Origin of the sequence: uncultured Tateyamaria sp. (assembly GCF_947494755.1) — a bacterium.
GTDB lineage: Bacteria > Pseudomonadota > Alphaproteobacteria > Rhodobacterales > Rhodobacteraceae > Tateyamaria.
Map to the genome: position 1 here is coordinate 36,560 of NZ_CANLVZ010000009.1, position 16,038 is coordinate 52,597.

Genomic DNA, 16,038 nt, shown 5'->3' on the forward strand with positions numbered 1-16,038 from the left:
CAAATCGTGATCCGAAGGAACGCTGCCGCGCACGCGATGTTTCGGGGGGCTTTGCCCCCATTGCATTCGCAATTCCCCCAGAGTTTAGTTGGCAAAATTGAAGGGATCTGCCGATGAGCGAGACGCGGGCCGAGATACGCTTGCCCAGCACGACGCTGCGCGATGACATTGCGTTTTTCACCTCTGTTTTGGGGATGCGGATGGACATGATCTATCCAGCTGATGACCCACAGGTGGCGGTGTTTTCAGGCCATGGCTTGCGGTTGCGCCTTGATACGGGTGCGCGCGAGCCTGCGGGCACATTGCGCATCTTGACCGATGCACCGAACGCATTTGCCGATGGTGCGCGCGTGCTGCATGCCCCCAATGGCACAAGGGTCGAGATTGACCTGCTGACCCCGCCGCTGGTGATGCCCGAGACCGCGCACAGCTTTGTGGTGCGCCGATTGGCCGATCAGGCCCCTTGGGTGATTGGACGCGCGGGCATGCACTATCGTGACCTGATCCCGGATCGCCTTGGCGGGTCGATCATTGCCAGCCACATCCGCATTCCCGATGGGGGCCCTGTGCCCGACACGGTGCATTATCACACCGTCGGGTTTCAGCTGATCTTTTGTTATCGGGGCTGGGTTGATCTTGTCTATGAGGATCAGGGGGAGCCGTTTCGGCTTGAAGCGGGCTGTTGCGTGATCCAACCGCCCGAGATCCGCCACCGGGTCCTTTTTGCCAGTGACAATATCGAGGTGATCGAGATTGGCGTGCCGGCTGAACATATCACGACGATTGATCACGACATGGAGCTGCCCAACGGCCCCTCCAACCCGGATCGTCGGTTTCAGGGGCAACGGTTTGTGCATCACAAGGCGTCGGAAGCGACCTGGACCCCATTTCGCATTCCCGGCTTTGAGGCGAGCGACACCGGCATTGCTGCGGGCACGAATGGGGTCGCTGGTGTACAGGTGGCGCGCCGCACAACTGGCCCCGTTGCGACCTCTAGCCATGACGGCGACATCCTGTTCACTTTCGTGATGGAGGGCACGCTGACGCTTGAGGCGGCGGGCCGTGATCCGGTCGCGCTGTCCCCGGGCGATGCCTTCGTCATCCCGCCGGGCATGGCCGTGCGGTATACCGAGCCATCCGACGACGTGGAACTGCTGGAAGTCTCGTTGCCCGGAGTATTTGCGACGACGTTGCTTTAGTCGTCTTTCAAGGCCGCGATCCGCTCGCGCGCCTGTCATTCGGTCAGGGCGGTGTCGAACTCTTCGCCCTTGCGTTCGCACAGGTCGCGCAGTTCAGCGGCGGTGCGTTCGGTCATTTCGCCGTCCGGATCGCCATTGACTTCGGGGGCGTCCGCAGGGGATTTGATCAGCATCGAGGATTGGGTCGTATCGGACATCTGGCCTTCCTTTCATTATGCGGTGGTCAAGATTCGAACGCTTGGCTAGGGTCAAAGTTCCGAAGTGAGGGCGCATCATGCAAGAGTTGAAAGCGGCAGCATTGGCGGTGCGGGAAAACGCGCACGCCCCCTATTCCAATTTTCAGGTCGGGGCGGCGATCCGCACGCCTTCGGGTGCAATCTATGCCGGGTGCAATGTCGAAAACGTCGCCTATCCCGAGGGAACCTGTGCCGAAGCCGGTGCCATTGCCGCAATGGTGGCTGATGGGGTGCGCGAGATTACCGAGGTTTACGTGGTGGCGGGCAGTCCGATGCCGGTGACCCCGTGCGGCGGGTGCCGTCAGAAGCTGGCCGAGTTCGGGGCGGGCGATGTGCGCGTGACCATGGCCACCACGGGCGGGCTGGAGCAGGTGATGACATTGGCCGAACTGCTGCCCGGTGCGTTTGGTGCGGCTCATATGGAGGGTGATGCATGAACAACGCCCGCGCCATCATTGCAAAGCTGCGTCAGCGTCAGACCCCTACCCGGGACGAATTGAACTGGTTTGCCCAGGGGCTGGCCGATGGGTCCGTCACCGATGCGCAGGCCGGGGCCTTTGCAATGGCAGTCTGCCTGAACGGGTTGGGCGATGTAGGCCGCGTGGCCCTGACATTAGCGATGCGCGACAGTGGCCGGGTGCTGGACTGGGATCTGCCCGGCCCCGTGCTGGACAAGCATTCGACCGGCGGCGTGGGCGATTGTGTGAGCCTGATCCTCGCCCCCGCTTTGGCCGCCTGCGGGGCCTATGTCCCGATGATCTCTGGGCGGGGTCTGGGCCATACCGGCGGCACGCTCGACAAGCTCGACTCCATTCCGGGTGTGATCTCCCATCTTGATGAGCGTCGGTTGCGCGATGTGATGGGCCGCGCGGGCTGTGCCATCATCGGCGCCACTTCGGACATCGCGCCCGCTGACAAGCGGCTTTATGCGGTGCGCGATGTGACAGCGACGGTCGAAAGCCTTGATCTTATCACCGCCTCGATCCTGTCCAAAAAGCTGGCGGCGGGGCTCGATGGGCTGGTGCTGGATGTCAAGGTCGGCTCGGGCGCGTTCATGAAGGATATGGACGAGGCGCGCGGCCTTGCCGATGCGCTGGTCAAGACGGCCAATGCCGCCGGGTGCAAGACCACGGCCCTGATCACGGATATGAGCCAACCGCTCGCCCCTGCCCTTGGCAACGCGCTTGAGGTGGCTGAGGTGATGGCCGTCCTGACCGGGCAGACCAAAGGGCCACTGGTTGAAATCTGCGCCTCTCTTGGCGGTGTGTTGCTGGCCAATGGTGGCTTGGCTGCAGATGTGCAGGCCGGAGCGGACGCGATTGCGCAGGCCATCGCGGACGGGCGCGCGGCAGAGCGTTTTGGTCAGATGATTGCGGCCATGGGCGGCCCTGTCGAGTTTGTCGAGAACTTTGCCCGGTTCTTGCCCGAGGCCCCGGTGATCCGTGAAATTTCCGCCACAGGCGCGGGGTTTATCACGGCCATGGATGGTGAGGCCTTGGGTCTGGCTGTTGTGGACCTTGGCGGCGGGCGCGCGGTCGAAAGCGACGCGGTCAATCCTGCCGTGGGTCTGCGCGATGTTGTGCGCCTTGGCACGAAAGTCAGTCGCGGCCAGCCGCTTGGGGTGATCCACGCCGCCCGCGCTGCGGATGCGGATCGGGCTGAGGCGGCGTTGCGCGCGGCGATCACGATTGGACCGCGCGCCACACCGACACCGGATCTGATCGCAGATCGGGTCGGGTGATGGGCCGCGCGTTTCTGGTTGTCATCGACTCGGTTGGCATTGGCGGTGCCCCGGATGCGGACGCGTATTTCAATGGAACCGTGCCCGATACCGGTGCCAACACGCTTGGTCATATCCTTGAGGCCTGCGCGGCGGGTCAGGCCGAGGATGGACGTTCGGGACCGCTGGCCATTCCCAACATGATCGAGATGGGTGTGCTGGATGCAATGGCGCTGGCCAATGGGGCGCAGGTTGCGCCGGGGCCCTTCGGGGCGGCGACGGAACAGTCCCGTGGCAAGGATACACCCTCGGGCCACTGGGAGTTGGCGGGTGTGCCTGTGCCGTGGGACTGGCATTACTTTCCCGACACGCAGCCCGCCTTTCCGCCTGAGGTCGTCGAAGCTGTTTGTGCGGCTGCCGGTGTAGACGGCATTTTGGGTAATTGTCATGCCTCAGGCACCGACATCATGGCAGCGTGCGGGGCGGAGCATATCCGGACGGGTTATCCGATTTGCTATACCTCTGCGGACAGTGTGTTTCAGATCGCTGCGCATGAAGACCACTTTGGTCTCGACCGCCTGTTGGATCTGTGTCGTGCGGTGGCCCCGGTGTTGCATGACATGCGCGTCGGACGCGTGATTGCGCGCCCTTTTGTGGGGCTGGAGGGGGCTTTTGAGCGGACCACCAATCGACGTGATTTTGCCATCACTCCGCCCGCGCCCATCCTGTCCAATTGGGTGCAGGACAGCGGCGCGCGCGTCTATGGGATTGGCAAGGTCGGGGATATCTTTTCGCAACAGGGGTTTGACGAGGTTCGCGAGGGGACCGATGCGGCCCTGATGGAGCACCTGTCCGATCTGGTTGGCGAAGCGGAGGAGGGCAGCTTGACATTCGCCAACTTTGTCGAGTTTGACAGTCTTTACGGGCATCGCCGCGATGTGTCGGGCTATGCCCGTCATCTGGAGTGGTTTGATCGGGCCCTCGGCCCGCTGTGCGCGGGTTTGCGGCCCGGTGATTTGCTGGTGATCACCGCAGATCACGGCAATGACCCCACATGGGTTGGCACCGATCATACCCGCGAACGGGTGCCGGTTCTGGTTGCGGGCGGGGGCGGCGCGCCTCTTGGCTTGATGGGTTTTATCGATGTGGCAGCACTGGTCGCGCGCCACTTGGGCGTTCGACCCCGATGAGCGCCTGACGGCGCACACCTTTTATTCAAGGGGCTCCGCCCGTCCGCCAGAGGCGGGGAGTTACTATTGAGGGGGCTCCGCCCCCGGCCGAAGGCCTCCCCCCGAGGTATTTTTGGCGAAAGGAAGGGGGATTGTGTTGCGCCCTGGGGCGCGGCAGAAGGACCCCAGCAAAGGAGCGTGCCCCATGTCTGATCATCTGACCGTCGTTGACCATCCGCTTGTTCAGCACAAGCTGACCCTCATGCGTGATGCGACCACGCCCACGGCGGTGTTTCGACAGTTGCTGCGCGAGATCAGCCAGTTGCTGGCCTATGAGGTCACACGCGGGTTGGCCATGACCACCAAGCGCATTGATACCCCCATGGAATCGATGGACGCCCCGACGCTCGCTGGCAAGAAACTGGCTCTGATTTCCATTTTGCGGGCGGGCAACGGCTTGCTGGACGGGGTGCTTGAGTTGATCCCCTCGGCCCGTGTTGGCTTTGTGGGCCTTTACCGCGATGAAGAGACGTTGGAGCCGGTCCAATATTATTTCAAAGTGCCCGAGGGTCTGGATGACCGTCTGGTGATTGCGGTGGACCCAATGCTCGCCACTGGCAATTCCTCCGTTGCGGCGATTGATCTGCTCAAGAAGGCAGGCGCGACCAATATCCGGTTCCTGTGTCTGCTGGCCGCCCCTGAGGGAATCGCGCGCATGAAAGAGGCTCATCCGGACGTTCCGATTGTCACAGCCGCGGTTGATCGGCGATTGAACGAGGTTGGATACATCGTTCCGGGCCTTGGGGATGCCGGGGATCGCATGTTTGGCACCAAATAGCTGTGCTGGCGTCTTTACTCTGATCGCGCATTCGGGCATCGTTTCATCCATATCTTGTGGGGGATATGATGAAAGTTACAAGAATTGTCGCGCTGGCGGTGATTGCGGCCTCTTTCGGGATCGGCGCATCGCACGCTCAAAATCTACGTAATGCCCAGGCACCGGCGGAGTTTCCGCCCGCGTCGTTCAAGGGATCGCAGTACATCGATAGCCAGGGCTGCGTCTTTATCCGGGCCGGCATCGATGGGAATGTGACCTGGGTGCCCCGGGTGAACCGCCAACGTCGTCTGATCTGTGGCCAGACCCCGACCTTGAGTGCAAATGCGGCCCAGGCGGCACGCACGACCCCTCAGCAGTCGGCGAGCACGCGCGGCGTTGAGCAGATTACAGTGCCGACCCCTGCGCCGCAGACCGCAGCCCCGGCCCCAGTTGCGCGCGCCCCTGCGGCCCCCGCCGCCCCTGCCCGCGTGGCGACCCCGCGCCCTGTCGCGACACCGGCCCCCACCACCCGCCGCGTTGTCACAGCGCCAGCGCCAAAGCCTGTGCAGCGCGTTCAGGTGCGCCGCCCTGCCCCCGTGGCAACGCCCGTCGCGCCCAAAGTCGTTGTGGCCCCCAAGCCGAAGCCAAAACCCGCGGTCACTGCTCCAGCCCCACGCACGGCAGCGGTGAAGCAGCATGTGCCCGCCTGTCCGGGTGCCTCGCCCATCAGTGGCCGCTATATCAATTCCGGTGAAAAGGCCCCTGTGCGCTGCGGTCCCCAGCCCGTCACCCGATCCTCCGCCAGAGGCATGTCGACAACCGTCGCCACACCTCAGGAAACCCGCGTTGTGCCACGTCATGTGTTTGACGCCCGCCAGCGTGGCGGCCCCAAAGTTGTCCCCGAGGGCTACCGCCCTGTCTGGGAAGATGATCGGTTGAATCCGCGCCGTGCCGAGCAAAACCTCGAAGGCATCGCCCGGTCGCGTCTGATCTGGACCAACACAGTGCCGCGTCGTTTGATCGACCAGCCCACGGGTCGCGACGTGACCACGAAAGTTCCGCTTGTCTATCCGTTTACCGATCAGGCGACGCAGACCCGCGATTTGGGGACCGTGACACTCGTGCGTCGCAATGGCGTGCTGATGAAACGCATCGTGCGCAACAAGGCCAAGGCAGCGGCACAGCAGGTCACCGCCGCTGCCCCTGTCGCACGTCAGCAGGCTGCCCCGACCCGCAAAGCCAAGGCGCAGGTGGCCGTGCCCGGTCGCTATGTGCAGGTCGGCACCTACGGCCAGCCGTCCAATGCAACGGCCGCCGCCCAACGGATTTCACGCGCCGGGTTGCCTGTGCGCATGGGCAAGCTGACGCGCAAGGGCAAGACCTATCAGGTTGTGCTGGCCGGGCCGTTCACCTCATCCTCGACGTTGAACAACGGGCTGAACCGCAGCCGTGCGGCAGGCTTTGGGGATGCGTTCATCCGCAAGTAGCGCCAGCGGTGCTCAGTCCTCGCAGATCGCCTGAAGCTGGATCCAGTCCCGGTCGCGCATGATCGGGTCCGAGGCCGCGTCGGCCATCGGATCAGCCTCGATCAAGGCCAGCGTTTCCTCGCCCGAGATGTCGCGCGCCCGGGCGTAGGGGGAACTGCGCACCTTGGCAGCCGCGAAGGCAGGCAGGATCATGTCAGGCGCAAGGGTGGCGGCGGGCGTGGCCAACTGCGCTTCGGTATAGGCATCAAGCGCGCTTGCCGGCAAGCTGCCCGTGGTCAGCAATTGGGCGGTGGCGCGGGTGCCTGCATGTTCCAGCAAGCCCCGCAGCGGTGGCGCCGTGATGCTGCGGACCTGTTCGACCAATACGTAACCTGCGGCCACGTCCGGTTCTTCGAAATCTTCAACCAAGGCCCGATTGAGCAGGATGGTGCCGCCCGGCAGGGACAAGCCTTCGCGCACGCCGTCTGGTACGATCACCACACGCGCCGCCCCCGTGCGCCCCGCCAGTGCGGCCAGTGCCGGGCGCGCCTCGGCGCTGCGGCAGGGTACGCCGGACACCCGTTCGATGCGGGCCAGAAGGGCGGAGCCGATTTCGGCCTCTTTAACCGGGGGCACGACGCGCATTGCGTGATCGACCAAGGCACCCGGCAGCCAGAACACGGCCAAGGCGGCGACGGCGGATGCGGACAGTGCAACACCAAGCCAGCGCAAACGCCCCGGATGCGGGCGGGCGCGGGCCACTGCGGTGCGCAACGTGTCGATGGCGGTGATCATCTCGCCCTCTTCAGCACCAAGCTCGAGCGTTTCGGACGGATCGCCGTCGGGGTGAAAGATCGCGCCGGTGCCGGAGTTGCCTGCCGCGCGCTCCACGGCCGCCAAAGACCAGTGGGTGATCGCCTTGTCGTTCAGGTCGGAGATCACGAGGGTTGCATCACCAATCGACACGATCACCTCGCGCCGTTGGGCGTCCTGCGCAGTCCGCCACAGGCCGGTCGCCTCAAGCCGGTCGTATTTGGTGAGTGCTGTCATGCCTGTTAATCTGCGCGGGCCAAAATATGCCTCGTTGTTATGAGGCTAGCTTATCACGCCCGCACCAGCCCGCCAAGCGATCACAAAACCGCCGAAGTCGAAAAAGCGTGATTTGACGGACGCGTTCAGGTCCTTACGGTGGGGGAAGTTGACTTAAGGAAAGGCAGGGTTCATGCGATCCCAGATTTTAACAGGACTAGCCTCGGCCATTGCGCTGCTCGCCGCCCCGATTGCGGGGCATGCCGCCGAAGGCACGCGGGTGCAGGTGACCGGCGAAATCATTGATACATGGTGTTATTACTCTGGCGTGATGGGCAGCCCGGATGCGGTTGTCGGATCGGCCCACCATACCTGCGCGCTGTGGTGCAGTGCGGGCGGTATCCCCGTGGGCCTGCTGGCCGAAGACGGGACGGTCTACATGGTTCTGAAGGTCGGCGACGATGCTGAAGCGGCAGGCGGGGATACGATCCTGAACCTCGCCGCGCACACGGTCGAGGCGGACGGGATGCTATATCAACGCGACGGGCTGAATTATCTGGTCGTCTCCGAAGTCGTGTCGGACATGGATATCACCAACGTGAACCATGATGATTATGGCAACGTTCCTTCATTCTCGATCCCGGATCCTAACAAATGAGACATCTCATCGCATGTCTGGCGCTGATCGCCAGCCCGCTCGCCGCGCAGGACTTTTCCGAAGGATCGGAGGCCCGCAGTTGGAACCTCTATGCCGAGGTGCCTGCCAAATTTGAGGCCGAGGTCGTGGATGTGCTGTGCACCCTGACCGGCGACTGCCCGGAGGATTGCGGGGCTGGCAAACGCCAGCTTGGTTTGGTGCGCAGCGCGGATGATGTTCTGGTGTTCCCCATGAAAAACAGCCAGCCCGCCTTTACCGGCGCGGCAGTGGAACTGGCCCCGTTTTGCGGGCAGACCGTCACCGTCGATGGGTTGATGATCGATGATCCTGAGCTTGGGGCCAACAACGTCTACCTGCTGCAAACGATCAAGGTCGCGGATGCGGACAAGATCAAGGCCAACCAGTGGACCAAGGTCTGGGCCAAGAACCACCCCGACGCCAAGGGCAAAGGCCCGTGGTTCCGCCGTGATCCGCGCATCAAGGACATCATCGCGACCGAAGGCTATCTGGGCCTCGGCCTTGAAGTCGACGAAGCCTTTATCGCGGATAACTTCTGAATGCTGCGTGCGTTGACACTTGCACTAGGTCTGGCGGCCCTTCCGGCCGCTGGACAAAGCCCGTTTCCGGTTGAGATCGGCGGACCTTATACGTTGGTCGACCAACACGGCCAGACGCGCACCGAAGCCGACCCGGACGGACGCGCGCAACTGTTGTTCTTTGGCTATGCCAATTGCCTCAACATCTGCTCGGCGGCTCTACCCCTCATGGCGCAGGTCGTGGATGAACTGGCTGCGGAGGGGATCGAAGTGACGCCGGTGATGATCACGGTTGCCCCGGATCAGGATCGGGTCGAGACGATGGGCGCGCCGCTTGCTGACATTCACCCCGACTTCGTTGGGCTGACCGGGGACGCGGCCGCGCTCCAGACCGCCTATGACGGGTTCAACGTCGAGATCACCAAGCTGTTTGAAGACCCGGAATACGGCTGGATTTACGCGCATGGCAGCTTTGTGCATTTGCTGGATGCCTCAGGTGAAACGCTGACGCTGTTGCCGCCCGTTCTGGATGTCGCACAGGTGGCGGGGATCGCGCGGAGTTACCTGGAGCCCAAGAGTTAGGGTTCGCTTCGGATCGCTCGCTTATTTTAGGGGCTCTGCCCCCGGCCTTGCGGCCTCCCCCGAGGTATTTTCGGCGAAAGGAAGAGTGTGACTTTCGCCCGGTTCGGGCGTGAGCGCGTAGGGTTTGGCGATTTGCCAGACGTGATCGGGGATCATGTTCTTCATCTTGGCGGGCAGTGACTGGCGCAGGTGCAGGATGGTTTCGGCCGCTTTCATCTCGACCCGCGTGCGCGCAAATTCGAGGCCCCGTGGCCCGGTGCGTGGTTGCAGCCAACTGACGATGGGCCGCACCCAGTTGGGCATCCGGCGCAGCGGCAACCCGCCCGCCGCGCGGGCCGTGTTGGCGATGAACCCTTTGACGGCGGCGTGCCTTTTGCCCTTGCTGTCCGGCGCGGTGAGGATGATCTGCTCGCCGAGCCCTTCCAGCATTTCGGCGCCACGCGCGTTGCGCACGATGACCCACTGATCACCTTGGCCCGCCATATATCCGACCGTGATGTCGGCCAAGGCGTTCGTGTAATCGACGCAAGTGCGGCATGTGAGCGGGAAAAAATCGGGCGGCAAGTCAGAGATCGGCAGGGACAGAAATGGGATAAGCCGTTGCCGTCCGTCGCTGAACCGCAGTTCCACCCGGTAGTCGGCGCGAAATTCGAGATAGGTGATGGTGTCGGGATTTTCGTCCAGCAGGGCGAGGAAGGTATGAAAATTCTCGGTCGTGGTGTTGTCGGAACAGGGCGTGCCGATCACGTAAAGCCGGTCGAACCTGAGGTCAGCCTCGAGTTTGCGCAGGGCGTAGATTTGGCAGGGGATGCCGATCACCGCGAGGCGTTTGAAGGCGCGGGCGTGCGCCTCCTCAAGCAGCGCCAGCAGCGGCGCGTAGCCCATCCGCATACCGCGCGCGCGGGCCATGTCGTCTGCCTCGGTGATCAGGGTGGGCTGGGGTTTCCAACGGTCACCGGCATCCGGCACCATGGTCAGCACCGCATCCACCTTGCCATTGCGCAGCAGATCAGCAGCAAGCCCTGTGGTGATCCCGGTCCATTGCGCACCCGTGGCGGGGGTGGCCATGCGGGCGCGGTGCATGGATTGGAAGGGGCCGAAAAACAACTCGTCCCCTGCCCCACGCGCACGCCCGTGCACCGCGCGTTCCATTCCTGGATAATCAGGCTTGATGAATTGGCAGGCCGTGCCGCAGGCCGAGGGATCTTTCATCCGCGACACCCCACAATCCGTACACAGGCTGCGCGGCGCAGGGGCGCGCAGTGTCACGTGAACTGTTCCGAGATCAGCCGCTCCTCCAACCCGTGGCCGGGGTCGAACAGGATCCTGTGCACGACTGACGGTTCGGACTGGATTTCGACGGACACCACGTCGCGGATCGAGCGCGAGTCCGCCTCGGCCATGACAGGGCGCTTGTCGACCTCGAGCACGTCAAAACGCACATGCGCCATCTTGGGCAACAAGGCCCCGCGCCAGCGCCGGGGACGGAACGCGGCCACAGCCGTCAGCGCCAGCACGTCCGAGCCGATGGGCAGGACGGGGCCGTGAGCGGAATAGTTGTAGGCGGTGGAGCCCGCAGGCGTTGCCACGAGCGCGCCGTCACAGACCAACTCGTCCATCCTGAGACGCCCATCGACCGTGATGCGCAATTTCGCCGCTTGCGGGCCTGAGCGCAGCAGCGACACTTCATTGATGGCGAGCGCCTGATGCCGACCCCCATGGATGTCCTGCACCGTCATGCTGAGCGGGTTCAACTCCGCCTCTTCGGCCGCTTCAAGCCGGGCGATCAGATCGCCTTCGCCGTATTCGTTCATCAAAAAGCCGATGGTGCCGCGGTTCATGCCATAGACCGGCGCGCGCATCGCGCGTGTGTCATGCAGGGTTTGCAGCATGAACCCGTCCCCACCAAGGGCCACAATCACGTCCGCCGCGCCGGGATCTGCGTCGCCATAGCGCCCGATCAAAGCCGCCCGCGCCGTTTGTGCGACCGCAGCCCGGCTGGCGGCAAAGGCGATTTTGAGCGGCATCGGAGTTTCCTATGGCGTGCGTTCTGCGCCAAAAGAACCATATATTTTCGCCCCTTACCAGCATTGCCGCTCAGACAGGCGATTTCGTCGCTTTACATCCTTTGCCCGCGGCTCCGTTTCCGATAGGAAACCGCTCAGATACCCGACTCAGGCAGACACGGAGAGTGCCCATGAACGCGCCCCACCGCACCGACGGATTTTTCACCCAAACCCTCGCAGACCGCGACCACGCACTGTTCGGCTCCATCCGCGATGAGCTTGGCCGCCAACGCGACGAAATCGAGCTGATTGCCTCGGAAAACATCGTCTCCGCTGCCGTGCTTGAGGCGCAGGGGTCGGTGATGACCAACAAATACGCCGAAGGGTATCCCGGGCGGCGCTATTACGGTGGATGCCAATATGTGGACGTCGCCGAAAACCTCGCCATTGAGCGGGCCAAGCAACTCTTTGGTTGCGGCTTTGCCAACGTACAGCCCAATTCCGGCTCGCAAGCCAATCAGGGTGTGTTTCAGGCGCTATTGCAGCCGGGCGATACGATCCTTGGTATGAGCCTTGATGCCGGTGGCCACCTGACCCACGGGGCCAAGCCCAACCAATCGGGCAAGTGGTTCAACGCGGTGCAATACGGGGTGCGGCGCGACACGCTGGACATCGACTATGATCAGATCGAAGCGCTGGCGCTGGAACACAAACCCCAGATGATCATCGCAGGCGGTTCAGCCATTCCGCGCGTCATCGACTTTGCGCGCATCCGCGAGATTGCGGACAAGGTCGGTGCGTGGGTACTGGCGGATGTCGCCCACTTTGCGGGTCTGATCGCGGCTGGCGAATACCCCAACCCTTTCCCGCATGTGCATGTGGCGACCACGACCACCCACAAGACCCTGCGCGGGCCCCGTGGTGGCATGATCCTGACCAATGACGAGGCGCTGGCCAAGAAGTTCAACTCGGCCATCTTCCCCGGCATTCAGGGCGGCCCGCTGATGCATGTCATTGCGGCCAAGGCCGTCGCCTTTGGCGAGGCGCTGGACCCGTCGTTCAAGACCTATCAACAGCAGGTCATCAAGAACGCCCAAGCGCTGGCGGATCAGTTGCATAAAGGCGGGCTTGATACCGTCACCCACGGCACCGACACCCATGTGATGCTGGTCGATCTGCGCCCCAAAGGGGTCAAGGGCAACGCCACCGAAAAGGCACTGGGCCGCGCGCACATCACCTGCAACAAGAACGGCGTGCCCTTTGACGACGAAAAACCGACGATCACGAGCGGCATACGCCTCGGCTCCCCCGCGGGCACGACACGCGGCTTTGGCGAGACGGAGTTCCGCCAGATCGGCGACTGGATCAACCAGGTTGTGGACGGTCTGGCAGCCAATGGTGAAGAGGGCAACAGCGCGGTCGAGGAGAAGGTTAAGGCAGAAGTGGCCGCCCTGTGCGCGCAATTCCCGCTCTATCCCAACCTCTGATCGACGACGAAACTGACATGAAAAGGCGGGCCGCTCTGGCCTGCCTTTTGCGTTTTCGAAGGGCTAGACCTGCCCGGTCCAGACCATCCATACCACCAGGCCAGCCGCGATCAGCAGGATGTTGAAGGCCATCGCGGCAGCGATGCCGAGCCAGAACCCTTTGCGGCGGTCTGCCCGGTCAATGCCACCCAGAAACGTGACAATCCGGGTCTCTGCGGTGTCCAGCGCGCCGCCATCGATCTGCCGCGTCAACTTGGGTTGCCCGCCAAGCGCTTGGGCGTCCACGATGCGGCGCGCCTCCGCATGCAGTCGTTTCGGTAAACGACGCCCCGTGCGGCGCAGGGCGACATCCAGCGACTTGGCTTTCACACCAAATGCCGCGCGCAGGGCACTCTGGACACGCGTGGCGCGGGCGTTGATCGTTTCTTGGGTTTCCATGCTTGGCTTCTACCGCGTGGCAGGGGTCGGCTCAATCCCTCTGGCTCGACACCGATTTCCGCGTTAAGCCATGGATATGTTGACCTATTCACAGATTGGCCCTGCGATGGGCGCGCCATTGTTGATTGCGCACGGGCTTTATGGATCGGGGCGCAATTGGGGAGTGATCGCCAAGAGGTTGGCCGATACGCGGCGGGTGATCACCGTCGATATGCGCAACCACGGGCACAGCTTTTGGTCGGATGACCACGGCTATGCCGATATGGCCACCGATCTGGCTCAGGTCATCGACCACCTTGGCGGGCCAATGGATGTGGTCGGACATTCCATGGGCGGCAAGGCTGCGATGGTGCTGGCGCTGACGCGGCCGGACACGCTGCGACGGCTGGTGATCGGGGACATCGCGCCTGTCCCTTATCAGCACAGCCAGATGCAGTTCATTGAGGCCATGCGCGCGGTCGATTTGGACATGGTGACCCGCCGCTCGGACGCAAATGACCAACTGGCGGACCAGGGGATCGATCCGGCTTTGTGCAGCTTTCTGACTCAATCGCTCGATGTCCCTGAAAAAAAGTGGCGGCTCAACCTGGATGCGCTGGCCGACAACATGGACGCGATCATCGGGTTTCCCGAGGTCGAGGGTCAGCATGGTGGGCCCACGCTGTTTCTATCTGGCGGGCAGTCGGACTATGTCGCGCGGCGCTACCGCGCCACGATCCAGTCGCTGTTCAGCAACGCCCGCTTTGCCAAGATTTCGAAAGCCGGGCACTGGCTGCACGCCGACGACCCACGCGCATTTGAAGGCACTGTGCGCGCATATCTGGACGCTGACGGCGTCTAGCCCTTGACCTAACCCCCTCTGCAATATCACCTTTATGGTCAGACGAGAAATCAGGGGGCAAAGCGATGTGGGACAAACTGCTGGATCGGTTTTTGACGGGTATGATGGTGCAGGACCGTCTGAGCGTCACATATCCCGACGGCACCACGCGCGACTATGGCCCGACCACAGGGAGCCAAGCCCACTTGGCACTGACAGGCGATGCCACGGTGCGCGCGCTGATCCTGAATCCCGATCTGGGCCTTGGCGAAGGGTACATGGACGGGCGGATCACGCCGCAGAACTGCACGCTGGATGATGTGCTCGAGATCATCATCCGCAACCGATTCGCAGGTGGACTGCCGCCGTGGATGCTGATGGCGAACCGGGCGCGGTTTCACATGCGCAGCTTTGTCCAGCGCAATGCCCCCCGTGCATCACGCAAGAACGTAACGCACCATTATGATATCTCCGACGACCTCTATGCGATGTTTCTGGACACGGACATGCAGTATTCCTGCGCTTATTTCCGCGACGACGCCATGACGCTGGAAGAGGCCCAGGCCGCCAAAAAGGCCCACATTGCTGCCAAGTTGTGCATCGAGCCGGGAATGCGCGTCCTTGACATCGGGTGCGGGTGGGGCGGGATGGCGCTGACCCTTGCAGGGGAATACGGCTGCGAGGTCACCGGCATCACGCTCAGCGAAAACCAACTCGCCACTGCGCAGAAACGGGCAGATGCGGCGGGGCTGTCGGATCGCATCCGCTTTAACCTTCAGGATTATCGCCACACCAGCGGCACCTTTGATCGGATCGTGTCGGTGGGGATGCTGGAACATGTGGGCGTGCCGAACTTTGGCACGTATTTCGACCGCGTGGCGGAGCTGCTGGACCCGGACGGGGTTGCGTTGATCCATACGATCGGGCGGTCCGCACCGCCTATGGCGCACAGTTCGTGGATCAACAAATACATTTTTCCGGGGGGGTACGTCCCGTCGCTCTCCGAGCTGGCGCAACCCCTCGAACAGTCGGGGCTGTGGCAGACCGACATCGAAATCTGGCGGCTGCATTACGCCAAGACGATCCGGCACTGGCGCGCGCGCTTTGATGAGAACATCAGCGAAATCAGCAGCATGTATGATGACCGTTTCGTACGCATGTTCCGATACTATCTGACCGTCTGTATCCTCGCATTCGAACACCAGATGCAGGCCGTCTATCACCTGCAACTCGCGCACAACCGCGCGGCCGTGCCGCTGACGCGCGACTACATGTATGCAGACGACGCAGTCGCCGAACCAATGCCTCTACGCGAAATGGCACAGTAGGCGGTTGCCGCCTAAGTTTCACGATCTGACCACGAAATAACCACGATTAACGGGTAGCTTTGACGTGCGCAGGCCCCCTGCTTGCGTTCTGTAACACCAGACGGACCCGCAAATCGGGAGGACAGCAAATGGAATACGGTCAACGCGAACCTATGAAAAGCGTGTCAGCCAAAGAGCCGACCGCCTTCACCATGAAGTCGATCAAGGAATTGATCGCCGAGGAGAAGGACACATTTGCAAGAGCCGTCACATTGCGCATGGCGATGCCGAAATCCGAGCTGCAGCAGCCTCCGCATCTGCGTGGTGCCGCACCTGCCCCGCGCAAACCTGCGGTCGCCAAGCCCGTGCTCAAAGCCAGCTCGGCTCCTCAGTTCGAGGCCGAAATCACATCGCCCCCCACGGCCATTCCGGCCTCTATCCGCGGCCAGATCGACGAGACACCAGAACCCACCGCCAAGTCGCGCTCGTTCTTCAGCCGGCTGATCGGCGGCTAAGCCTGCACGGGGCCCTGCGCCCCGTTGCCAAAATGATGTGAACGCGCACGCGG

At 62.8% G+C, this 16,038-nt stretch carries 18 protein-coding genes; 13 read left to right on the forward strand and 5 right to left on the reverse strand.

The genetic code is table 11. From position 1 onward, the window contains the following. Positions 1 to 113: 113 nt before the first annotated feature. The gene (locus Q0908_RS12345) at positions 114 to 1,199 is read left to right on the forward strand and encodes a cupin domain-containing protein (protein ID WP_299284607.1); all 1,086 of its coding nucleotides are present in this window, start codon (positions 114 to 116) and stop codon (positions 1,197 to 1,199) included. A 35-nt stretch (positions 1,200 to 1,234) separates the two neighbouring features. Here Q0908_RS12345 and Q0908_RS12350 read toward each other — a convergent pair whose 3' ends face one another. Then, positions 1,235 to 1,396, reverse strand: a complete 162-nt coding sequence (locus tag Q0908_RS12350; RefSeq protein WP_299284609.1) for a hypothetical protein — start codon at positions 1,394 to 1,396, stop codon at positions 1,235 to 1,237. 77 nt (positions 1,397 to 1,473) lie between these two features. Between Q0908_RS12350 and Q0908_RS12355 the strand changes: the two genes are divergently transcribed. From Q0908_RS12355 to Q0908_RS12375, 5 genes are all read left to right on the forward strand, one after another. Further along, a complete protein-coding gene (locus Q0908_RS12355) occupies positions 1,474 to 1,872 on the forward strand; it encodes a cytidine deaminase (RefSeq protein ID WP_299284612.1) in 399 nt (132 codons plus the stop codon). Beyond that, positions 1,869 to 3,176 carry a thymidine phosphorylase gene (locus tag Q0908_RS12360; RefSeq protein ID WP_299284615.1) on the forward strand — a complete coding sequence of 436 codons (1,308 nt, stop codon included), beginning with the start codon at positions 1,869 to 1,871 and terminating at the stop codon, positions 3,174 to 3,176. The genes Q0908_RS12355 and Q0908_RS12360 overlap by 4 nt, the downstream gene beginning before the upstream one ends. After that, positions 3,176 to 4,345: a phosphopentomutase gene (locus Q0908_RS12365; protein WP_299284618.1), complete on the forward strand. Its 1,170-nt coding sequence runs from the start codon at positions 3,176 to 3,178 to the stop codon at positions 4,343 to 4,345. Before Q0908_RS12360 ends, Q0908_RS12365 begins: the two co-directional genes overlap by 1 nt. A 184-nt stretch (positions 4,346 to 4,529) precedes the next feature. Beyond that, the gene (gene upp, locus Q0908_RS12370; RefSeq protein WP_299284621.1) at positions 4,530 to 5,162 is read left to right on the forward strand and encodes a uracil phosphoribosyltransferase; all 633 of its coding nucleotides are present in this window, start codon (positions 4,530 to 4,532) and stop codon (positions 5,160 to 5,162) included. 68 nt (positions 5,163 to 5,230) lie between these two features. Beyond that, positions 5,231 to 6,628, forward strand: coding sequence for an SPOR domain-containing protein (locus Q0908_RS12375; protein ID WP_299284624.1), 1,398 nt, complete (start codon positions 5,231 to 5,233; stop codon positions 6,626 to 6,628). Positions 6,629 to 6,640: 12 nt separating this feature from the next. Here Q0908_RS12375 and Q0908_RS12380 read toward each other — a convergent pair whose 3' ends face one another. Further along, positions 6,641 to 7,657: a hypothetical protein gene (locus tag Q0908_RS12380; RefSeq protein ID WP_299284628.1), complete on the reverse strand. Its 1,017-nt coding sequence runs from the start codon at positions 7,655 to 7,657 to the stop codon at positions 6,641 to 6,643. A 172-nt stretch (positions 7,658 to 7,829) separates the two neighbouring features. Here Q0908_RS12380 and Q0908_RS12385 point away from each other — a divergent pair, with 172 nt between their 5' ends. The 3 genes from Q0908_RS12385 to Q0908_RS12395 are packed head-to-tail and all read left to right on the forward strand — an operon-like array spanning position 7,830 to position 9,412. Continuing rightward, the gene (locus Q0908_RS12385; RefSeq protein ID WP_299284630.1) at positions 7,830 to 8,294 is read left to right on the forward strand and encodes a hypothetical protein; all 465 of its coding nucleotides are present in this window, start codon (positions 7,830 to 7,832) and stop codon (positions 8,292 to 8,294) included. Further along, positions 8,291 to 8,851: a hypothetical protein gene (locus Q0908_RS12390; protein ID WP_299284633.1), complete on the forward strand. Its 561-nt coding sequence runs from the start codon at positions 8,291 to 8,293 to the stop codon at positions 8,849 to 8,851. Before Q0908_RS12385 ends, Q0908_RS12390 begins: the two co-directional genes overlap by 4 nt. A 12-nt stretch (positions 8,852 to 8,863) precedes the next feature. Next, entirely contained in the window at positions 8,864 to 9,412 is a 549-nt protein-coding gene (locus Q0908_RS12395) for an SCO family protein (protein WP_299284636.1), read from the forward strand. A 21-nt stretch (positions 9,413 to 9,433) separates the two neighbouring features. Here the strand turns inward: Q0908_RS12395 and Q0908_RS12400 are convergent, their stop codons facing one another. Then, a complete protein-coding gene (locus Q0908_RS12400) occupies positions 9,434 to 10,681 on the reverse strand; it encodes a Coenzyme F420 hydrogenase/dehydrogenase, beta subunit C-terminal domain (protein WP_299284639.1) in 1,248 nt (415 codons plus the stop codon). After that, positions 10,678 to 11,439 (reverse strand): NAD kinase, encoded by a 762-nt coding sequence (locus tag Q0908_RS12405; RefSeq protein WP_299284642.1) that lies wholly within the window; start codon positions 11,437 to 11,439, stop codon positions 10,678 to 10,680. Before Q0908_RS12405 ends, Q0908_RS12400 begins: the two co-directional genes overlap by 4 nt. Positions 11,440 to 11,609: 170 nt before the next feature. Here Q0908_RS12405 and glyA point away from each other — a divergent pair, with 170 nt between their 5' ends. Next, the gene (gene glyA / locus Q0908_RS12410) at positions 11,610 to 12,905 is read left to right on the forward strand and encodes a serine hydroxymethyltransferase (protein ID WP_299284645.1); all 1,296 of its coding nucleotides are present in this window, start codon (positions 11,610 to 11,612) and stop codon (positions 12,903 to 12,905) included. A 63-nt stretch (positions 12,906 to 12,968) separates the two neighbouring features. Here glyA and Q0908_RS12415 read toward each other — a convergent pair whose 3' ends face one another. After that, complete coding sequence (locus tag Q0908_RS12415) at positions 12,969 to 13,343, reverse strand: hypothetical protein (protein ID WP_299284648.1); 375 nt, start codon at positions 13,341 to 13,343, stop codon at positions 12,969 to 12,971. Between the two features lie 76 nt (positions 13,344 to 13,419). Here Q0908_RS12415 and Q0908_RS12420 point away from each other — a divergent pair, with 76 nt between their 5' ends. The 3 genes from Q0908_RS12420 (at position 13,420) to Q0908_RS12430 (ending at position 15,985) form a co-directional block, all read left to right on the forward strand. Next, complete coding sequence (locus tag Q0908_RS12420) at positions 13,420 to 14,184, forward strand: alpha/beta fold hydrolase (protein ID WP_299284651.1); 765 nt, start codon at positions 13,420 to 13,422, stop codon at positions 14,182 to 14,184. A gap of 65 nt (positions 14,185 to 14,249) precedes the next feature. Continuing rightward, complete coding sequence (locus Q0908_RS12425) at positions 14,250 to 15,491, forward strand: cyclopropane-fatty-acyl-phospholipid synthase family protein (protein WP_299284653.1); 1,242 nt, start codon at positions 14,250 to 14,252, stop codon at positions 15,489 to 15,491. A 152-nt stretch (positions 15,492 to 15,643) separates the two neighbouring features. Then, positions 15,644 to 15,985: a hypothetical protein gene (locus tag Q0908_RS12430; RefSeq protein ID WP_299284656.1), complete on the forward strand. Its 342-nt coding sequence runs from the start codon at positions 15,644 to 15,646 to the stop codon at positions 15,983 to 15,985. Positions 15,986 to 16,038 lie beyond the last annotated feature (53 nt).

Excerpts from the sequence above, each read along its gene's own strand:
- Q0908_RS12345 (WP_299284607.1), top strand. The coding sequence starts at position 114 with ATGAGCGAGACGCGGGCCGAGATACGCTTGCCCAGCACGACGCTGCGC.
- Q0908_RS12350 (WP_299284609.1), bottom strand. The coding sequence starts at position 1,396 with ATGTCCGATACGACCCAATCCTCGATGCTGATCAAATCCCCTGCGGAC.
- Q0908_RS12355 (WP_299284612.1), top strand. The coding sequence starts at position 1,474 with ATGCAAGAGTTGAAAGCGGCAGCATTGGCGGTGCGGGAAAACGCGCAC.
- Q0908_RS12360 (WP_299284615.1), top strand. The coding sequence starts at position 1,869 with ATGAACAACGCCCGCGCCATCATTGCAAAGCTGCGTCAGCGTCAGACC.
- Q0908_RS12365 (WP_299284618.1), top strand. The coding sequence starts at position 3,176 with ATGGGCCGCGCGTTTCTGGTTGTCATCGACTCGGTTGGCATTGGCGGT.
- upp (WP_299284621.1), top strand. The coding sequence starts at position 4,530 with ATGTCTGATCATCTGACCGTCGTTGACCATCCGCTTGTTCAGCACAAG.
- Q0908_RS12375 (WP_299284624.1), top strand. The coding sequence starts at position 5,231 with ATGAAAGTTACAAGAATTGTCGCGCTGGCGGTGATTGCGGCCTCTTTC.
- Q0908_RS12380 (WP_299284628.1), bottom strand. The coding sequence starts at position 7,657 with ATGACAGCACTCACCAAATACGACCGGCTTGAGGCGACCGGCCTGTGG.
- Q0908_RS12385 (WP_299284630.1), top strand. The coding sequence starts at position 7,830 with ATGCGATCCCAGATTTTAACAGGACTAGCCTCGGCCATTGCGCTGCTC.
- Q0908_RS12390 (WP_299284633.1), top strand. The coding sequence starts at position 8,291 with ATGAGACATCTCATCGCATGTCTGGCGCTGATCGCCAGCCCGCTCGCC.
- Q0908_RS12405 (WP_299284642.1), bottom strand. The coding sequence starts at position 11,439 with ATGCCGCTCAAAATCGCCTTTGCCGCCAGCCGGGCTGCGGTCGCACAA.
- glyA (WP_299284645.1), top strand. The coding sequence starts at position 11,610 with ATGAACGCGCCCCACCGCACCGACGGATTTTTCACCCAAACCCTCGCA.
- Q0908_RS12415 (WP_299284648.1), bottom strand. The coding sequence starts at position 13,343 with ATGGAAACCCAAGAAACGATCAACGCCCGCGCCACGCGTGTCCAGAGT.
- Q0908_RS12420 (WP_299284651.1), top strand. The coding sequence starts at position 13,420 with ATGTTGACCTATTCACAGATTGGCCCTGCGATGGGCGCGCCATTGTTG.
- Q0908_RS12425 (WP_299284653.1), top strand. The coding sequence starts at position 14,250 with ATGTGGGACAAACTGCTGGATCGGTTTTTGACGGGTATGATGGTGCAG.
- Q0908_RS12430 (WP_299284656.1), top strand. The coding sequence starts at position 15,644 with ATGAAAAGCGTGTCAGCCAAAGAGCCGACCGCCTTCACCATGAAGTCG.